This window comes from Pseudomonas alloputida, from assembly GCF_021283545.2.
Classification (GTDB): domain Bacteria; phylum Pseudomonadota; class Gammaproteobacteria; order Pseudomonadales; family Pseudomonadaceae; genus Aquipseudomonas; species Aquipseudomonas alloputida.
On record NZ_CP128540.1, the window covers coordinates 2,175,295 to 2,193,998 of the forward strand.

Consider the following 18,704-nt stretch of genomic DNA (forward strand, 5'->3'; position numbering starts at 1 on the left):
GAAGGAGAAGCCCGTGACCCCCGTCAAAGAGATCCTGAAGACCAACGCCCGTCACGTCGACAGCACCCGCCTGTGGCAGTCGCTGATGGACCTGGCCCGGCTCGGCGCCACTGCCAAGGGCGGTGTCTGCCGCCTGGCCTTGACCGACCTCGACCGCCAGGCCCGCGATCTGTTCGTGCAGTGGTGCGAGGCGGCCGGTTGCTCGGTCAGCATCGACGCCGTCGGCAACATATTCGCCCGCCGCCCGGGCCGTAACCCCAAGCTGCCGCCGGTGATGACCGGTAGCCATATCGACACCCAGCCCACCGGCGGCAAGTTCGATGGCTGCTTCGGGGTGATGGCCGGGCTGGAGGTGATCCGCACCCTCAACGACCTGGGCGTGGAAACCGAAGCGTCGCTCGAAGTGGTGGTGTGGACCAACGAAGAAGGTTCGCGTTTTGCGCCATGCATGATGGGGTCTGGGGTATTCGCCGGCAAGTTCACCCTGGAAGACACCCTGGCCAAGCGCGATGCCCAGGGTGTCAGCGTTGGCGAAGCGTTGAACTCCATTGGCTACGCCGGTCCGCGTGCTGTGTCGGGGCACCCGGTGGGGGCGTATTTCGAAGCGCATATCGAGCAGGGGCCGATCCTTGAGGACCAGGCCAAGACCATCGGCGTGGTCCTCGGCGCCCTGGGCCAGAAGTGGTTCGACCTGACCCTGCGCGGTGTTGAAGCCCATGCCGGCCCTACGCCGATGCACCTGCGCAAGGACGCCCTGGTGGGGGCAGCCGCTGTGGTAGAGGCGGTCAACCGCACGGCGCTTGCCCACCAGCCCCACGCCTGTGGCACGGTGGGTTGCCTTCAGGCGTACCCGGGCTCGCGTAACGTGATCCCGGGCGAAGTGCGCATGACCCTCGACTTCCGCCACCTGGAGGGCGAGCAGTTGAATGCGATGATTGCCGAGGTGCGCGGGGTGATCGAGGCGACCTGTGCCAAGCATGGCCTGAGCCATGAGTTGGTGCCCACGGCCGACTTCCCGGCGCTTTACTTCGACAAAGGCTGTGTCGACGCCGTGCGCGAGTCGGCCAAGGCGCTGGGCCTGCCGCACATGGACATCGTCAGTGGCGCGGGGCATGACGCGATCTTCCTGGCCGAGCTGGGGCCGGCGGGGATGATTTTCGTGCCGTGCGAAAACGGCATCAGCCATAACGAGATCGAGAACGCCACGCCCGATGACTTGGCGGCGGGCTGCGCGGTGTTGTTGCGGGCGATGCTGGCGGCGTCGGAGGCAATTGCCAATGGGCGCCTGGCGGCCTAGGCACTGGCCTCAAGAAGGCCGTTACGGCCAAGGTGATAGCGCTGCAGGTCCTGCGCCAGGGTCAACTGCCCGCTGTAATGGGCGAGGGCCTCGTCGCGCACGTTGTCGATGTGCGGGCTGCGCCGTGGGTCGTTCTGGTAGCGGGCGCTGAAATGCGTCAGTACCAGGTTGCGCACGCCAGCGGCCTCGGCAAAGCGTGCCACCTCAGCGGCGGTGCTGTGGCCGAACGTGCCCCCGGTGCGTTCGACCACCGCCTGGGTGAAGGTGGCTTCGTGCACCAGTACATCCGCACCCCTGGCGACGGCTGCCAGCAGTTCTGGCTTGTCGTTGTCCCCGCACACGATCACCCGCCGGGGCGGACGCGAAGGGCGCAGGTAGTCGTTGCCGTTCAGCAGTTGCCCGTCGTACGTCACGGTCAACCCCTTGGCCAGCTCGCCCCACAGCGGACCACGCGTTATGCCCTCGGCGTCCAGGCGCTGGATGTCCAGGCGTGGCTCAGGGTTGATTTCGGTGAATACGAAACCCACGCTGGGCACCCGGTGCGACAGTTGCACGGTGGTCACCTGCAGGGTCTCGCTGCGCCATGCGATCAGCTCTTCCACGGGCAACAGGCGCAGCTCGAACGGCAGGAAGGTGTCGCTGGCAACCAGGCCCTGGCGTACCCAGTCGTGCAGTACGGCGGGCAGGATCACTTCCAGCGGCTGGGTGCGCCCGCTCATGCCCGCGCTGGCCAGCAGGCCGGGCAGGCCGAAGCAATGGTCACCATGCACGTGGGTGATGAAGATCGCGCGCAGGTCGCGGATCGAAAGCGGGGTGTGCAGCAGGCGGTGCTGGGTGCCTTCGCCGCAATCGACCAGATACCAGTGGCTGCCGCTGGCTTCGATCACGGCTGTGGCGCTGACATTGCGTGCCTTGGTGGGCACCCCGGCGGAGGTGCCAAGGAACAGCAGGTCCATGCTCAGGCTCCTGTTTCAGGCCAGAAGCGGCCAAGGTGATACGGGGCGCACACCTTAGCCGGATTGCCACCCGCCGTCGACCGCCCGCTAGTTATCCTGTCGCCAGATGAGCTTGCTGGTGTCATACCCTTGGTCTCGGGCGATTGTCAGCAGTTGCTCGCGCTGCTGGTCGGTGACCGCTGGCGTGCGCGAAAGCAGCCACAGGTACTCGCGGTTAGGGTGGCCGACCAGTGCCACGCGGTAGTCCTTGTCGTGGTACAGCACCCAGTACTCGCCCTTGGTCAGGCCCGGTGCCAGGCGGCTGAACCAGTTGTCGAAGCGCACCCACAGCTTGTCGGTGCTGCCCGGTTGCTGAGCCTCGGCGATGCCCTTGGCTTCATTCCACTGGCCGTCCTTTTCCTGGCAGCGGTTGGTTACATCGATACGGCCGTCCTCGCGCAAGCCGTAGCGCGCCTCGGACTTCACGCAGTTACGCTGGAAGAACATCGGCAGGCGTGCCAGTTCGTACCAGGTACCCTGATAGCGTTGCAGGTCCACCTGCTGGGTACGCGGCGGTGCCGGGTGATCGTTGCCCGCGCAGCCGAGCAGGGCCAGGGTCATGCAGGAAAGCAACAGTGTTGTGCGCAGCGCCATGGGTGACCTCCTTGGAGCGGATGGGGCGTACCTGTGTTTCGACGCCTGTGCGGGGAAAAAGTTGTAGACGATCTTGCCTGCGGCGAAACCCATGCAGGAGCGGGTTTACCCGCGAAAGGCCCCGCACAGGTTCGCACAGGCCTGCCTCACAGCCAGTACGTCACCGCCCACCACCCCAACCCGCCCATCACCACGGTATAGGGCAGCGCCATCCACACCATCCGCCCATACGACAGCCGGATCAGCGGCGCAATGGCCGAGGTCAGCAGGAACAGGAACGCCGCCTGCCCGTTCGGCGTCGCCACGCTTGGCAGGTTGGTGCCGGTGTTGATCGCCACCGCCAGGGTTTCGAAATGCTCGCGGCTCATGCTGCCATCGAGAAATGCCTGCTTCACTTCAGTGATGTAGATGGTGGCAACGAACACATTGTCGCTGATCGCCGACAGCAAGCCGTTGGCCAGGTACAGCATGCCCGGTTGCTGTTCGGCCGGCAGCGCCAGCACCCAGTTGATCAATGGGCTGAACAGCTGCTGCTGATGAATCACCGCGACCACGGCGAAGAACACCACCAACAGCGAAGTGAACGGCATGGCGTCCTGGAAGGCACGGCCGAGGCGGTGCTCGTCGGTGATGCCGGTGAAGGCCGTGATCAGTACGATCACCATCAGGCCGATCAGGCCGACCTCGGCCACATGCAGCCCCAGGCAGATGATCAGGATCAGCGCAGCGAGCCCTTGTACCCACAGCGCGATGCGCTGGGCCTGGGTGCGCGCCGCATCGTCTTCGGCCGCATAGGCGGTCAGCACCCTGCGCACAGGTTCGGGCATCAGCGTGCCGTAGCCGAACAGGCGCACTTTTTCCAGCAGCACGCAGGTCACCAGGCCAGCACCCAGCACTGGCAGCGATACGGGCGCCACCTTCAAGAAGAAGTCGACGAAGTGCCACCCCATCTCGTGGCCGATCAGCAGGTTCTGCGGCTCGCCCACCAACGTGCAAACGCCGCCCAGGGCGGTACCCACAGCGCCATGCATCAGCAGGCTACGCAGGAAGGCGCGGAACTGGTCGAGGTCTTCCCGGTGCAGGTGAGCGACTTGCTGGTCGCTCTCCAGTGCGCTGTCCTCGCGCGGATTGGCCCCGGACGCGACGCGGTGGTACACCGCGTAGAAGCCGACCGCAGCGCTGATGATCACCGCCGTGACGGTCAGGGCATCGAGAAACGCGGATAGAAACGCCGACAGTACGCAAAACAGCAGCGCCAGAATGGCCTTGGAACGCACCCCGAGCAAAATGCGTGAGAACAGGAACAGCAACAGTTCCTTCATGAAGTGGATGCCGGCGACCATGAACATCAGTAGCAGGATTACCGGGAAGTTGTGCTGCAGTTCCTCGTACAGCGCCTGTGGCGTGGTCATCTGCAACAGCAGGGCTTCGATCAGCAACAAGCCACCGGGCATCAACGGGTAGCATTTCAGGGCCATGGCCAGGGTGAAGATGAATTCGAGCACCAGTGCCCAGCCGGTCGCAACCGGGCCAATGGTTACCAACAACAGCGGGTTGAGCACCAAAAACAGGCAGATGACCACCTTGTACCAAATCGGCGACTTGCCCAGAAAACCGTGGGCGAGGGCGCCGGTCAGGGGGCGTGACATAAATATGTATCCTTATAATTCAGCGATGGCGCACGGTGCCGGATATACGCGTCTTAGGCAAGGCGCACAGTCCCGTTTTTGGCACATGTACGGCCATTGGGCTGGGTTACCATCGGTGTCATGAACCTTTCAACCTCAGGAGTGCTGCCCGTGACCGAGTACAGTGCATTCAAGGTCGAACTGACCGACAGCGTCGCCCATGTTCAGATCAATCGCCCAGAGAAGGTCAACGCGATGAATGCGGCCTTCTGGGAGGAAATCGTCGACATCTTCCAGTGGATCGATGACACCGATGCCGTGCGCGTGGTGGTGATCAGTGGCGCTGGCAAGCATTTTTCCGCCGGTATCGACCTGATGATGCTGGCCTCGCTGGCTGGGCAGATGGGCAAGGACGTGGGCCGCAATGCACGCTTCCTGCGCAAGACCATCCAGCGGCTGCAGGCTTCGTTCACCGCTGTAGACGCGTGCCGCAAACCCGTACTGGCGGCCGTGCAGGGCTACTGCATCGGCGGCGCCATCGACCTCATCTCGGCGTGCGACATGCGCTACTGCAGCAGAGACGCGCAGTTCTCGATCAAGGAAATCGACATGGGCATGGCTGCCGATGTCGGCACATTGCAACGTTTGCCACGCATCATTGGCGACGGCATCATGCGTGAGCTGGCGTTTACCGGGCGCAATGTCGAGGCCGACGAGGCGCTGCGTATCGGCCTGGTCAACCGAGTCTATGATGATCAGGCTGCACTGATGGACGGCGTCTTTGCCATCGCCCGCGAGATTGCCGCAAAATCGCCGATCGCCGTGGCCGGCACCAAGGAAATGCTCAGCTACATGCGTGACCATCGCATCGACGATGGCCTGGACTACATTGCCACCTGGAACGCCGCAATGCTGCAGTCCGAAGACCTGCGTGTGGCTGTGGCGGCGCACATGAGCAAACAGAAACCGACGTTCGCCGACTGATCGGGCCGGGGGACGCGCAGTAAAGGAACCCCCGACATGTCAGCACGCTGGACTACTGCAGTACTCGACCCACAGATGACCGGGGGGCTAGCCGTGGCCCGCAGCCCTGAAGGGTTTCTGGTGGACGCCAACGGCGCGCTGTTCCCCCGCGACTGGCTAAAGCGCCAGGACCTCGACGTGCTGTGCGAGCATGGCATCGGCCACTTTGACGGCCAGCCGGTGTTCCTGCTGGAACTGCGCAGCGCCACTGATGTGCCAGGCTGCAGCTGGCGCGGCCTGCGTGCGTTCATGCTCGAAGGCGACTTCGACACCTACAAGGTGCTGGGCTATGCCGCACAGATCGGCATCTGGGCCCGCGAGCATCGCTTCTGCGGCAGTTGCGGCCAGCCGATGACGCAAATTCGCTGGGAGCGGGCGATGTATTGCCAACCCTGCGACCTGCGCAGCTATCCGCGAATTTCACCCAGCATGATCGTGCTGGTGACCCGCGGCGATGAAATCCTGCTGGCGCGTTCGCCGCGCTTCGTCACCGGGGTGTACAGCACCTTGGCAGGTTTTGCCGAACCGGGTGAATCGGCCGAAGACTGCCTGGTGCGCGAAGTGCGCGAAGAAGTGGCGGTGGAGGTGAAGAACATTCAGTACGTCGGCAGCCAGTGCTGGCCGTTTCCGCATTCGATGATGCTCGGTTTCCATGCCGAGTACGCCGGTGGCGAGATTGTCATGCAACCGGACGAGATCGAGGACGCCAAGTGGTTCAGCGTCCACGACTTGCCGCCGCTGCCGGCCGGGCGGTCCATTGCCCGTTATCTGATCGATCTGTATGTTGCGCGGCGGCTGGGCTGTGATATCCCGGCTTTCCCGTCCTAGCTGCAGTGAGAAGTGTTCATCGCCCCTCACCGACAGGCCCATGCACAGGCCGGCGATGTAGTCCACCTGCCCGGAAATGATGAACACCGTCAGCACCGCGATGTTGCTGACGAAGTTCATGCTGCGCGCCACGTCGCTGGCGCGAACCGGGTCGATGGGTATTCAGGAATCGTTATTCTGATTACTGGTATATGCTCGATCTGGTGTCGCTTGGGGGGAGCTCCCTGCCCTGCGTATGGTATTCATTGCCCGAAAAAAAGGGTTGGGGAGACCTAAGCTCTCTGGGCTAGTTTCGGAATACGGCGGTGGTGGAAGGCCTGGATTTTGTGCCAGAACAGCGGCTAATTCGTGGAGTGTCAATCCAGACTGTAGTTCTGTAAGCCTGCTGACAGTGGCTTCGATCTTAGCGGTGAGATACTGTAATCGCTTTACCAGCTTTGGGAGGATGTTATGCGACAGAAGTTGTGCTGCTTCTGGTATGTCACGCTCAAGCTGAGCCTTTTCTGCCAGTCGTTTTGGTAGCTTTTTTGCCATTTTAACATCCCAGCCAGTTGCCTTGCTGCTGAAACGCCACCCCGAGTACTTTTGCAGTTCTGGATGGTCGTGAGCGGCTATTATCTCTGTCATCTTATAAGCAGGTTCGGGGCGACTGAACAGTTTCTTGATCCAACTCTGGCCTGAATGATCTAGCCTGTTTATTGGGTCGGCAGAGCAATAGGAGTAGGCGTTTATGCCTCCTTTGCTGAAAGGGCTTAGGCTATCGGGCGAGAGGAATCTCATCAAATTCGGGTTATAAGTACGCTTGCCGTTTCCCAGTAGGTAGCAGCCTGTCCATATGTCGCGAGGTGCGCCCGTGAAACCCAGTGCGTAAATATTCCCTGGCATAGCTGAGGCGCCATAACAGGTATATTGTAAGGAAATAACGTTGCTTTGCATTTAGATATTTCCGTTGATAAGAGGTGTTATATGTTTACAGTTCCTTGCGCACCCCTCAACTGGCATAAATGATAGTACGGCTGATGGGCCTCATGATCGGGTACAAAGGGTCAGGCCTGCCCGAACCAGTGTTGCCACGCTAAGCGCACGGTCAACGCCAGCACCACGGTGATGAACACCGGGCGGATGAACTTGCTGCCGCCACTGATCGCCGTGCGTGCGCCGAAAAAGGCGCCGACCATCACCGACAGGCCCATGCACAGGCCAACGATATAGTCCACCTGCCCGGAAATGATGAAAACCGTCAGCGCCGCGATGTTGCTGACGAAGTTCATGCTGCGCGCCACGCCGCTGGCGCGTACCAGGTCGATGGGGTACAGCAGCAGGGTACTGACCGTCCAGAACGCCCCGGTACCCGGGCCGGCTACGCCGTCGTAGAAGCCCAGGGTGAAGCCTTGCGGGACTTGCCACTTTTTCTTGATCGGTGCATCGGCATCCAGCGGCGCCTTGGGCGTGCCGCCGAACAACAGGTAGATGCCACAGGCGAAGACGATCACTGGCAGCATCTTGTTCAGCCATTCGGCTGGCATGTAGTGGGCGATGACGGCGCCGAGCGACGCCCCGGTCAGGGTGGCGAACAATGCCGGGCGCCACTGCGCCGGATGGAACAGTTTGCGTTTGTAGTAGGTGAAACCTGCAGTGGCCGAGCCGAAGGTGGAACTGAGCTTGTTGGTGCCCAGTACCAGGTGCGGCGGCATGCCGGCAGTGAGCAGGGCCGGAGTGGTGAGCAGGCCGCCGCCACCGGCGATGGCGTCGATGAATCCAGCGACGAAGGCGACCAGCGCCAGGATGAGGAGGGTAAGGGGTTCTACGGTGAGTTCGAAGGGCATGGGAGGCTTCAGGCAGTTGGTCGGCAGCACAAACGCTACAGTTAGCGGCTATGGTAATGCCATCAAGCAGCCACTGTCAGTGTCCGATATGCCCGATTGCGTGCTTCAGTTTCCCTTTTGCGTTCTGGTTAATTTGTTTTTTGTAGCGGGTGATAATGAAGCTGATGATAGACTTGGTTCAGGTTCGTTGGCTCGAGGGTATGCTGACAAAAGACTGTTCAATGTCTTGTCATTTTTCATCACTTCGTCCTCCAGGATTTGAAATCGTAAGCTCTCAAAGTCGTCCATTAGCTTGTACTTCAGTTGTCCCTGTTTGTCTATGCTGATAAGTTTGTTCTCCATTAAGTCGGTGAATTGGTTCAGGGCTTTACCTGTGTCAGAAAGGGTTTTCAGTTCTTTTTTAATAACACTGTTCTCGGCAATGCCTTGGAACGCTTCGAGCACAGGGTTCTCATTGATTGCTTTAAGCGCCGCCTCGCGTCGCTGCATGATCGTTTTCTTTTTTGGTAAAAAAGATTTTTTGGACAAAACTGGACCATGACCTGAAGGGTCATGGTAGTTAATGGGGTCTCCTGAGCAATATGCATAAGCGTTGAGCCCACCCCCGTCGAAAGGGCTATCGCTGTCAGGCGAGTGGAATCTCATGAGGCCGGTGTTGTAGGTACGGTAACTTCCAAGCTGGTAGTGGCCTGAAAAAAGGTCAATGTACTGGCCGTTGAAACCCGTAGCGAGCAAAAACTGGGCCTGTGGTTTATAGCCGTAGCATGAGTAAGCGAAGTGACGAAGGGCATTAGTCAGGGAGGCGGCTGAGTCAGGTGTTTGTTTGAATGTGAGCATGGCTGTCAACACGTTCAGGATGAGTTGAGTGATCTCATCGTATTTTGCCCGGATGAGCAACTGGTAGAAATGCTAGTTTCAAACCCCTAAGTGCAGTGCAAGCCACCAAGTGGCTCATGGGGGAGCGGGTCTCTCAACAGGACTTAGTGACTGCAAAAAGACCCGTGCAGGCGTTCACATCAGCTTTGGATGAAGGCGAGCAAATCCGCATTGATCACATCGGCATGGGTGGTGGGCATGCCATGCGGGTAGCCTTCGTAGGTTTTCAGCGTGCCATTGGGCAGCAGCTTGGCTGACAGTACCCCGGAGTTTTCATAGGGCACGATCTGGTCATCGTCGCCGTGCATCACCAGCACCGGCTGCTGGATGCCCTTCAGGTCCTCCGTGAAATCGGTCTGGGAAAACGCCACGATGCCATCGTAATGGGCCTTTGCACTGCCGATCATGCCTTGGCGCCACCAGTTGCCGATGATGCCTTCGCTGGCATCGACCCCAGGGCGGTTGTAGCCGTAGAACGGCCCTGTTGGCACATCCCGGTAGAACTGCGCCCGGTTGCTGGCAACCTGGGCCTGGAAACCGTCGAATACCGACTTGGGCAGGCCACCGGGGTTGCCGGGGGTTTGTACCATCAAGGGGGGGACGGCCGCGATCAACACGGCCTTGGCCACCTTGTCTTCAGGGTACCGGGCCATGTAGCGCACCACCTCGCCGCCGCCGGTCGAGTGGCCGACATGCACGGCACCCTGGGTGCCCAGGTGGGCGACCACGGCGGCTACGTCGTCGGCATAGTGGTCCATGTCGTGGCCGTTCCATACCTGGCTGGAGCGGCCATGGCCCCGCCGGTCGTGGGCGACCACGCGGTAGCCTTCAGCGAGGAAGAACAGCATCTGCGCGTCCCAGTCATCGGCACTGAGCGGCCAGCCGTGGTGGAAGTGGATCACCGGTGCATCGCGCGGGCCCCAGTCCTTGTAGAAGATCTGTACGCCGTCCTTCGTGGTTACATAGCTCATGGTCGTGTCTCCTGGGTGCAGGAAGCGAAGGGAGCTATTGAGAATAGGAGGGATTTTGGCGGGTATCAGGAAGTTGTGTTGCCTGTGTGGGCCTCTTCGCAGGTGAACCCGCTCCTACACTGTGAGGTCCCTTTCACCCGCGAAGAGGCCCGCACAGGCAACACTGATGCCCTTCAGACACGGTCGCGCATGCGGTACCAGGCCTTTGCCGCAGCTTCCAAAGGCGCAGCCAGCAGGTCGCCGCCGGGGAAGCGGCCGTTGTCGATGCCTTGGTACAGCGCCAACAGGTCTTCATCGCCGAGAATGGCATCGCTGACCGCACGCGCCGCCGCCAGGGTCGGCAGAACGCCATGGCCGGAGAAACCCTGCAGCCAGTAGCGCTGGCCCTCGCGGCCGACGTCCGGGGTGCGCTTGATGCTGCAATCGATGTGGCCGCCCCAGGCATAGTCGATGGCCACCCCGGCCAGTTGAGGGAACACCCGCTCCAGGTACGGGCGGGTGGCGCTGGCGACGTCCTTGGGGATGCCGCCCAGGTAAGTGCAGCCACCGCCGAACAGCAGGCGGTGGTCTGGGGTCAGGCGGAAGTAGTCGGGTACGAACTGGTTGTCGATCACGCAACTGTTGCGAGGTAGTAACGAATGGGCGAAGTCGGCATCCAGAGGCGCAGTGGCGACCTGGTAGGAACCGACGGGCAACAGGCGGCGCGACAGGCCGCGGTCAAGGCGATCGATGTAGGCGTTGCAGGCCAGCACCAATACCTGGCAGCGAACTTCGCCACGGTCGGTACGGGCGACATAGCCGTCGCGAGCCTGCTGGTAGCTGAGCACCTGGCTCTGTTCGTAGATTTGCCCGCCGGCAGCCTCGATGGTACTGGCCAGGCCCTGTGCCAGTTTCAGCGGGTTGAGGTGGGCACCTTTGGCGTCGTACAGCGCGGCCTGGTAGCGCGGGCTGTCGATCCATTGCGGCAACTCGTCACGGCCGATCAGGCGCAGGGCGTCGTAACCCCATTTATGCTCGGCATCATGCAGGGCCTCTTCGAGCATTTTCACCCGGCGCGGCAATACCGCAGTCCACAGGCTGCCCTGCCGGTAGTCGATGTCGAAGCCGTGGCGTTGGGGCAGTTCGCGCATCTCTTCGGCGGCCCAGCACATGCTGGCCCATAGCCGTTGGGTGCGTTCGATGCCAAGGGCCTGCTCCAGCGGCGGCATGTCGCACGACCAGCCCAACAGCGCCTGGCCACCGTTGCGTCCGGAAGCCGCCCAGGCAACCCGGCTGGCTTCCAGCAGCGTTACGCGCTTGCCGGCCTGGGTCAGCCGCAGGGCAGTGTGCAGGCCGCTGAAACCGGCGCCGATGATCAGCACATCGGCGTCCTGGGTGCCTTGCAGGGTAGGGCGTAATGGGATGTTGGTGGGGTAGGTCTGGGCGTAGTAACTGGCGACGTGCTGGGCGGATTGTTTGAACATGCGGGATTTCCGTGAAAATTATTATGTTTATTTTCATGAAAAGTTAGCAGTTAAATTTCACGTTGCCAATGTGTTGGTCGGGGTTTGTGGTTTGCCTATTGTTAATGTGCTGCCTGGGCTGGCCTCTTCGCGGGTGAACCCGCTCCTACAGGGGGGCTCGCTTTTTTCGCGCCTGCCGTGGCTTGCTTGGGGTCGCCTTGCTTCCAGTCGCTTTGCTCTTCCCGCCACCGCGACGTTTCTTTTTCCAGGGCGGGGCCGCCCCGGCCGCTGGCCCGCTGATGGTCATGCGCATGCCGCTGCAACGCTCGACCAGCTTGCCCATCCACGCTGACTGCCGGGCGACGAACTCTTCCAGGGGCATCTCGCCGCTTTGCACCATGTCCAGCGCCTGCTCCCAGATCGCCGTGGTACCGGGGTCGGCAATCGCGCGGGGAACGGCGTCGATCAGGCTGAAGGCCGCAGGTGTGGCCGACAACGCCTTGCCGTTCTTCACCAGGTAACCGCGGTCGAGCAGGCCCTGGATGATGCTGGCGCGGGTGGCTTCGGTGCCAATGCCGGTGGTTTCCTTGAGCTTCTGCTTCAGCCGAGGGTCATCCACCAGCTTGGCCACGTTTTTCATCGCCTTGATCAGGTCGCCTTCGGTAAACGGCTTGGGCGGCTGGGTCCACAGGTCTTTCAGTTGCAGGCCGTGTACGTTGCAGTCCTGGCCTTCGCGCAGCGCTGGCAACACCTGGGCCGGTGGTGCCTCGCGGCCTTTGGCCGGGGTCAGCGCTTCGGGCAAGGCGCGGCGCCAGCCCGGCTCGACGATCTGTTTGCCCACAGCACGCAGCGCATGACCGGCGCAGTCGAAGTCCGCCTGGGTGCGGTCGTACTCATGGTTGGGCAGGAACTGCGCCAGATAGCGGGCGCGGATCAGGGTGTACACGGCCTTGTGCTTGGCCGGCAGGCGCGAGGGGTCGCTGGCGGCGGCGGTGGGGATGATGCCATGGTGAGCGCTGACCTTGGCGTCGTTCCACGCCCGCGAGCGGCGTTGCGGCTCCAGGTAGGGCTGCAGCGGCGCAAGGCTGGCATCGGCCCGTTGCAGGGCGGCAAGGATGGCGGGTGCCTCGGCGTGCTGGCTTTGTGGCAAATAGCCGCAATCGCTGCGCGGGTAGGTGATTAGCTTGTGTGTTTCGTACAGTGCCTGGGCAATGTCGAGGGTTTCCTGGGCGCCGAGGCCGAACTTTTTCGAGCACAGCTCCTGCAGGGTGCCAAGGTCGAAGGGTAGCGGTGCTGCTTCGCGCACACGCTCGGTCGCCACCTTTACCGCTCGGGCAGTGCCGGCATGGCCGATGTCGGCCGCGGCCTGCTGAGCCAGGCTTTGCTTCAGGCAGCGGCCTTGGTCGTCGCAGGCGTCTTCGGGGGCGCGCCATTGGGCATTGAAGCGTTGGCCGGCGTGTTCCAGCTGTACGTCGATGGCCCAGAACGGCACCGGCACGAAGTTGGCGATGCTGCGGTCGCGGTCGACCACCAGGCGCAAGGTAGGCGTTTGTACGCGGCCTACCGGCAGCACACCCTGGTAGCCGGATTGGCGGCCCAGCAGGGTGAACAGCCGGCTCATGTTCATGCCGATCAGCCAGTCGGCGCGCGATCGGCCCAGTGCCGAGTGGTACAGGTTGAACGTCTCGTGGCCTGGCAGCAGGCGTGCCAGGGCCTTGCGGATGGAGGCGTCGTCCAGTGCCGACAGCCACAGGCGCTGCACCGGGCCCCGGTAGCGGCAATGCTCGACCAGCTCGCGGGCAATCATTTCGCCTTCGCGGTCGGCGTCGGTGGCAATCACCAGCTCCCGCGCTTCACCGAGCAGGCGCTTGACCGCCTTGAACTGGCTGGCAGTCTTGGGCTTTACCAGCATCTTCCACTTGTCTGGAATGATCGGCAGGTCGGCCAGGTTCCAGCGCTTGTAACGTTCGTCGTAGCTGTCGGGCGGGGCGGTTTCCAGCAGGTGGCCGATGCACCAGGTTACGCAGATGTCGGTGCCTTGCCAGCAGCCGTCGCCTTTGCGGTTGGCGCCGAGCACTTTGGCGATGTCTTTTGCCTGGGAGGGTTTTTCGCAGAGAAACAGGCGCATGGCCGGGGACGCTTCATCGGGGTGGTGGGCCATAGGATGCGCAAGCGGGGGCGCAGAGGCAAGTTTTATCTGGATGGATGTACAGGTTTTTTGTCAGCGGGGATGTATATCGCCTGAGCCGGCCTCTTCGCGGGTAAACCCGCGAAGAGGCCAGTGCAGGTGATGGATCAGGCGCGCGAGTCGCGCACCATGTCGACATGCGGGATGCCAGCTTCGAGGAATTCCTCGCTGACTACGCGAAAGCCCAGCCGCTCATAGAACGGCGTGGCGTGCACCTGGGCGCTGAGCATCTGCTGTTTCAGGTCGCGGTTCTGCGCTTCGACGATGACCGCATTGACCAACGCATCGCCCACCTTCAGGCCACGCCAGTCCTTGAGCACCGAGATGCGCCCGATGGTGCCGTCGGCCAGCAGGCGCGCAGTACCGATCGGATAGTCGCCTTCCAGGGCCAGGAAGTGCAGGGCGTCCTGGTCTTCCGAATCGAACTCCAGCTCTGGCGGAATGTGCTGCTCGGCGACGAACACGGCTTCACGGATACGGCGGATGTCGGCGTTGTCTTTGTGCCAATCGGCGAGGCGAACGCTGATCTTATTCATTGGCGAATCCCAGGCTCCCTTGCTTGACCAGCTGCTGTACCAGCATCAGGCCATCCTCATCCTGCAGCCACTCGGCCAGGTTATCGATGTGCAGGGCGTCGGCCGCACATACCAGCTTCAGCAGCTCTCGCAGTTTGCCAGGCAGTGGGCAACTACGGCCGCTGGCGAACAGCAGCAGGTCGTCTTCGAACTCGGACCAGGCCAGGCGTGCGCTGGGGTTGCGGATCAGGATGGCGCCTTGCTCAAGGGCATTGATCAGCTCTTCCTCGCTCAGCTCTTCGCCAACGATCTGCTCGGGGTAGCGCGGCTCGGTCATGAACTGGCCGAACCAGGTCAGCAGCAGGTCCTTGTCGCCCATGTGTTTGTCGAGCAGCGCCTTGAGGCGGTCGAGGGCATCGTGCTGGATCTGGTGCGGGTCGCTGACCGGCTGGGCGTCGGCGTCGCTGTAGCGCTCTTCGTCGGGCAGGAACTGGCCGAGGAAGTCGGTGAAGTGGGTCAGCACCTCGGCAGCGCTCGGTGCGCGGAAGCCGACCGAGTAGGTCAGGCAGTCATCCACGGCCACGCCGTAGTGGGCCAGGCGCGGTGGCAGGTAGAGCATGTCGCCGGGCTCCAGGGTCCACTCGCCGCTCTGCTCGAACTCGGCCAGGATACGCAGGTCGGCGTGCTCCAGCAGCGGACTGTCACTGCTGCACATCTGGCCGATCTTCCAGTTGCGCTGGCCGTGGCCTTGCAGCAGGAACACATCGTAGTTGTCGAAGTGCGGGCCGACGCTGCCACCCGGGGCGGCGAAGCTGATCATCACGTCATCGATACGCCAGCTGGGCAGGAAGCGGAAGTTTTCCAGCAGTTCGGCCACTTCCGGAACGAACTGGTCAACGGCCTGCACCAGCAGGGTCCAGTCTTTTTCCGGCAGCTCGGCGAAGGTGTCTTCGTTGAACGGGCCGCGGCGCAGCTCCCACGGGTGTGCGCCGTGCTCCAGCACGATACGCGACTCGACTTCGTCTTCCAGGGCCAGCCCGGCGAGCTCGTCGGGGTCGATCGGGCTGATGAAGTCCGGGAAGGCCTGGCGTACCAGCAGCGGCTTCTTCTGCCAGTAGTCGCGCATGAATTCGCGGGCCGAGATGCCGCCGAGCAGCTGCAGTGGAGTATCAGGATTCATGTTCAACCTATTGAAAAAACGTAATTTTCGTACGGGAATAAAAACGCCCGGCCAGGCCGGGCGTTGTACGCGACGCTCAGCTTAGATGCGTTTGGCCTGGGCTGCCGCGTTACCGATGTAGGTAGCGGGGGTCAGCTGCTTGAGCTCGGCCTTGGCTTCGGCTGGCATGTCCAGGCCGTCGATGAAGGTCAGCAGCGCTTCTGGGGTGATGCCCTTGCCACGGGTCAGCTCTTTGAGCTTCTCGTAGGGGTTTTCGATGTTGAAGCGGCGCATCACGGTCTGGATCGGCTCGGCCAGCACTTCCCAGCAGGCGTCCAGGTCGGCGGCGATGCGAGCTTCGTTGACTTCCAGCTTGCCGATGCCTTTCAGGCTGGCCTCGAAGGCGATGACGCTGTGGGCAAAGCCCACGCCCAGGTTGCGCAGCACGGTGGAGTCGGTCAGGTCACGCTGCCAGCGCGAGATCGGCAGCTTGCTGGCCAGGTGCTGGAACAGCGCGTTGGCGATACCCAGGTTGCCTTCGGAGTTTTCGAAGTCGATCGGGTTGACCTTGTGCGGCATGGTCGACGAACCGATTTCGCCGGCGACGGTCTTCTGCTTGAAGTAACCCAGCGAAATGTAGCCCCACACATCACGGTCGAAGTCGATCAGGATGGTGTTGAAGCGGGCGATGGCGTCGAACAGCTCGGCGATGTAGTCGTGCGGCTCGATCTGGGTGGTGTACGGGTTGAACTGCAGGCCCAGCTCGTCTTCGATGAAGGCGCGGGCGTTCTCTTCCCAGTCGATCTGCGAGTAGGCCGACAGGTGGGCGTTGTAGTTGCCCACGGCGCCGTTGATCTTGCCCAGCAGCGGCACGGCGGCAACCTGGGCGATCTGGCGCTCCAGGCGGTACACGACGTTGGCCAGCTCTTTACCCAGGGTGGTCGGCGAAGCCGGCTGGCCGTGGGTGCGCGACAGCATTGGCACTTCGGCGTGGGCGTGGGCCAGGGCGCGGATGGCGTCGGCGACCTGGCGCATCAGCGGCAGCAGCACTTCGTCACGGCCGGCGCGCAGCATCAGGGCGTGGGACAGGTTGTTGATGTCCTCGCTGGTGCAGGCGAAGTGGATGAACTCGCTGACCTTGGCCAGCTCAGGCAGCTTGGCGGCCTGCTCCTTGAGGAGGTATTCAATGGCCTTGACGTCGTGGTTGGTGGTGCGCTCGATTTCCTTGACGCGCTCGGCGTGCTCCAGCTTGAAATCGGTGGCCAGGCTGTCCAGCAGGGCGTTGGCTTCGGCGGAGAACGCCGGCACTTCGCCGATTTGCGGGTGGGCGGCCAGGCGCTGCAGCCAGCGCACTTCGACCAGGGCGCGGAAACGGATCAGGCCGAATTCGCTGAAAATGGGGCGCAAGGCCTGGGTTTTGCCGGCATAACGGCCGTCTACAGGGGAAACCGCAGTGAGCGAAGAAAGCTGCATGGGGTGTTCTCGGACAGTCAGGCTTTTGGAAGGGCGCATATCATACATGAAAAATGCGCCTGGGTCGGGTGGCTGACCAAAGGTCGGCCCAATTTGGATCTGGTGGCAGACCCTGTGGAAGCGGGCTGCCCAGCCCGTCAGTTGGGGCTGCGCATCATGTCGTACAGTTCGTTCAGCAACTTGCGCCGGCTGAACACCAGCTGCCAACGGTGCCCGCCCAGCTGCCGCCACAGTCGCGCGGCGCGGATGCCGGCCAGCAGCAGGGCGCGGATCTTCGAGGCATTGTTGGGCTGCTGCAGGAAGCGCATGTCGCCATGCACCTGGATGCGCTGGCGCAAGGTGCTCAGGGTGTCCTGATACAAGGCTCCACTGGAAGCGATGACGTTTTCGTGAACCAGGCCGAAATGCTCGGCCTGCGACTGGATTTGCGGCAGGCGGTTGCCGATGGTGTCCAGCAGGTCGCCACGTTTGTTCAGCTGGCGCTCCAGGCCCAGCATCGACAGGGCGTAGCGCAGCGGCTCGCGTTGCAGGCTGTTGGGGTCGCGCTCGAGGGCGCCGATCAGCGCTCGGTAGCCGTCGCGCAGGTTCAGGTCATCACCGCCGAACACCTCCAGGGTGTCCTTGGGGTCGCGCACCAGCAGGCTGCCCAGCATGCAGCCGATATTGGCTTCACTGGCCTGGCCGGTGCGGGCGATGCGGTCGACAAGCACGGCGGCCTGGAACACACCACCCAACGCGATCAGCTGCTCCTGCAGGTTGCTCATGCGCGCGGGCTCCACGGCTCGGCAGCCTCGATCACGCCGCCGCCCAGGCACACTTCGCCGTCGTAGAACACCACCGACTGGCCCGGCGTCACGGCGCGCTGAGGCTCGTCGAACACGGCGCGGTAGCCGCTGGCGGTGCGTTCCAGGGTGCATCGCTGGTCGCTCTGGCGGTAGCGCACCTTGGCAGTCAACTGCCGTGGGCTGCCGAGGTCGACCGGGTTGACCCAGAAAATTTCCGAGGCCAGCAGGGCGCGGGAGAACAGCCATGGGTGCTCGTTGCCCTGGCCGACCACCAGCACGTTGCGGGCCAGGTCCTTGTGCAGCACGTACCACGGCTCGTCACTGGCATCCTTCAGGCCGCCAATGCCCAGGCCCTGGCGCTGGCCGATGGTGTGGTACATCAGGCCATGGTGGCGGCCGATCACTTCACCTTCGGTGGTTTCGATGTCGCCCGGCTGGGCCGGCAGGTACTGCTTGAGGAAGTCGCTGAAGCGGCGCTCGCCAATGAAGCAGATGCCGGTGGAATCTTTCTTCTTGGCGGTGGCCAGGCCGTGTTTTTCGGCGATGGCGCGTACTTCGGGCTTTTCCAGTTCGCCGACCGGGAACAGTGTGCGGGCGATTTCCTGGCCGCCGACGGCGTGCAGGAAGTAGCTCTGGTCCTTGTTCGGGTCCAGGCCCTTGAGCAGTTCGGTGAGCGCGCCAGTATCGCGGCGGCGCACATAGTGGCCGGTGGCGATCAGGTCGGCACCCAGCGACAGGGCGTAGTCGAGGAACGCCTTGAACTTGATTTCGCGGTTGCAGAGGATGTCGGGGTTGGGTGTGCGGCCGGCCTTGTACTCCTCAAGGAAGTGCTCGAACACGTTGTCCCAGTATTCGGCGGCGAAGTTGGCGGTGTGCAGCTTGATGCCGATACGGTCGCACACGGCCTGGGCGTCGGCCAGGTCTTCACGGGCGGTGCAGTATTCGGTGCCGTCGTCCTCTTCCCAGTTCTTCATGAACAGCCCTTCCACCTGGTAGCCCTGCTCGATGAGCAGAAGGGCTGAGACGGAAGAGTCCACGCCGCCGGACATGCCGACGATGACGCGGGTCTTGGCGGGGTCTTTAAGTGCTGGGCTGGTCATGGGT

General features: G+C 62.5%; 17 protein-coding genes and 1 pseudogene. 3 read left to right on the top strand and 15 right to left on the bottom strand.

Annotated elements, in window-relative coordinates; genetic code table 11:
- The first annotated feature begins 13 nt into the window (after window positions 1-13).
- Window positions 14-1,297, top strand: a complete 1,284-nt coding sequence (locus LU682_RS09890; protein WP_010954832.1) for a Zn-dependent hydrolase — start codon at window positions 14-16, stop codon at window positions 1,295-1,297.
- Here the strand turns inward: LU682_RS09890 and LU682_RS09895 are convergent.
- The 3 genes from LU682_RS09895 to nhaB all read right to left on the bottom strand — a co-directional run bounded on the left by LU682_RS09895 (window position 1,294) and on the right by nhaB (window position 4,535).
- Window positions 1,294-2,253, bottom strand: a complete 960-nt coding sequence (locus LU682_RS09895) for a ribonuclease Z (RefSeq protein ID WP_010954831.1) — start codon at window positions 2,251-2,253, stop codon at window positions 1,294-1,296. The genes LU682_RS09890 and LU682_RS09895 overlap by 4 nt on opposite strands.
- 87 nt (window positions 2,254-2,340) lie before the next feature.
- Window positions 2,341-2,886 carry a lipocalin family protein gene (locus LU682_RS09900; RefSeq protein ID WP_010954830.1) on the bottom strand — a complete coding sequence of 182 codons (546 nt, stop codon included), beginning with the start codon at window positions 2,884-2,886 and terminating at the stop codon, window positions 2,341-2,343.
- A gap of 146 nt (window positions 2,887-3,032) precedes the next feature.
- On the bottom strand, window positions 3,033-4,535 hold the full coding sequence (gene nhaB / locus LU682_RS09905; protein WP_010954829.1) for a sodium/proton antiporter NhaB: 1,503 nt from the start codon (window positions 4,533-4,535) through the stop codon (window positions 3,033-3,035).
- A 150-nt stretch (window positions 4,536-4,685) separates the two neighbouring features.
- On the opposite strand from nhaB, the gene LU682_RS09910 reads away from it, so the two are divergent.
- Together LU682_RS09910 and nudC are read left to right on the top strand one after the other, a co-directional pair.
- Complete coding sequence (locus tag LU682_RS09910; protein ID WP_020193699.1) at window positions 4,686-5,498, top strand: crotonase/enoyl-CoA hydratase family protein; 813 nt, start codon at window positions 4,686-4,688, stop codon at window positions 5,496-5,498.
- A 36-nt stretch (window positions 5,499-5,534) separates the two neighbouring features.
- Window positions 5,535-6,365 (top strand): NAD(+) diphosphatase, encoded by an 831-nt coding sequence (gene nudC, locus LU682_RS09915; protein ID WP_232857341.1) that lies wholly within the window; start codon window positions 5,535-5,537, stop codon window positions 6,363-6,365.
- 27 nt (window positions 6,366-6,392) lie between these two features.
- Here nudC and LU682_RS29960 read toward each other — a convergent pair.
- The 12 genes and pseudogenes from LU682_RS29960 to mnmA form a co-directional block, all read right to left on the bottom strand.
- Window positions 6,393-6,524, bottom strand: a pseudogene (locus LU682_RS29960) (TSUP family transporter); the annotation flags it as partial.
- Window positions 6,525-6,527: 3 nt separating this feature from the next.
- Window positions 6,528-7,301: an RHS repeat-associated core domain-containing protein gene (locus tag LU682_RS09920; protein ID WP_010954825.1), complete on the bottom strand. Its 774-nt coding sequence runs from the start codon at window positions 7,299-7,301 to the stop codon at window positions 6,528-6,530.
- Window positions 7,302-7,411: 110 nt separating this feature from the next.
- Window positions 7,412-8,191 (bottom strand): TSUP family transporter, encoded by a 780-nt coding sequence (locus tag LU682_RS09925; protein WP_060489072.1) that lies wholly within the window; start codon window positions 8,189-8,191, stop codon window positions 7,412-7,414.
- A gap of 105 nt (window positions 8,192-8,296) precedes the next feature.
- The gene (locus tag LU682_RS29805) at window positions 8,297-9,028 is read right to left on the bottom strand and encodes an RHS repeat-associated core domain-containing protein (protein WP_079732589.1); all 732 of its coding nucleotides are present in this window, start codon (window positions 9,026-9,028) and stop codon (window positions 8,297-8,299) included.
- Window positions 9,029-9,207: 179 nt separating this feature from the next.
- Window positions 9,208-10,038, bottom strand: coding sequence for an alpha/beta fold hydrolase (locus LU682_RS09935; protein ID WP_010954823.1), 831 nt, complete (start codon window positions 10,036-10,038; stop codon window positions 9,208-9,210).
- 173 nt (window positions 10,039-10,211) lie between these two features.
- Entirely contained in the window at window positions 10,212-11,501 is a 1,290-nt protein-coding gene (locus LU682_RS09940) for an NAD(P)/FAD-dependent oxidoreductase (RefSeq protein WP_010954822.1), read from the bottom strand.
- Between the two features lie 145 nt (window positions 11,502-11,646).
- Window positions 11,647-13,608 (bottom strand): DNA topoisomerase III, encoded by a 1,962-nt coding sequence (locus LU682_RS09945; protein WP_010954821.1) that lies wholly within the window; start codon window positions 13,606-13,608, stop codon window positions 11,647-11,649.
- A 167-nt stretch (window positions 13,609-13,775) separates the two neighbouring features.
- Window positions 13,776-14,204 carry a GNAT family N-acetyltransferase gene (locus LU682_RS09950; protein ID WP_003251237.1) on the bottom strand — a complete coding sequence of 143 codons (429 nt, stop codon included), beginning with the start codon at window positions 14,202-14,204 and terminating at the stop codon, window positions 13,776-13,778.
- Window positions 14,197-15,363 (bottom strand): ribosomal protein uL16 3-hydroxylase, encoded by a 1,167-nt coding sequence (locus LU682_RS09955; protein ID WP_014590368.1) that lies wholly within the window; start codon window positions 15,361-15,363, stop codon window positions 14,197-14,199. The genes LU682_RS09950 and LU682_RS09955 overlap by 8 nt, the downstream gene beginning before the upstream one ends.
- Window positions 15,364-15,444: 81 nt before the next feature.
- On the bottom strand, window positions 15,445-16,815 hold the full coding sequence (gene purB, locus LU682_RS09960) for an adenylosuccinate lyase (protein ID WP_010954819.1): 1,371 nt from the start codon (window positions 16,813-16,815) through the stop codon (window positions 15,445-15,447).
- A 137-nt stretch (window positions 16,816-16,952) separates the two neighbouring features.
- Complete coding sequence (gene hflD, locus LU682_RS09965; protein WP_010954818.1) at window positions 16,953-17,579, bottom strand: high frequency lysogenization protein HflD; 627 nt, start codon at window positions 17,577-17,579, stop codon at window positions 16,953-16,955.
- On the bottom strand, window positions 17,576-18,700 hold the full coding sequence (mnmA, locus tag LU682_RS09970) for a tRNA 2-thiouridine(34) synthase MnmA (protein WP_010954817.1): 1,125 nt from the start codon (window positions 18,698-18,700) through the stop codon (window positions 17,576-17,578). Before mnmA ends, hflD begins: the two co-directional genes overlap by 4 nt.
- Window positions 18,701-18,704: the final 4 nt, after the last annotated feature.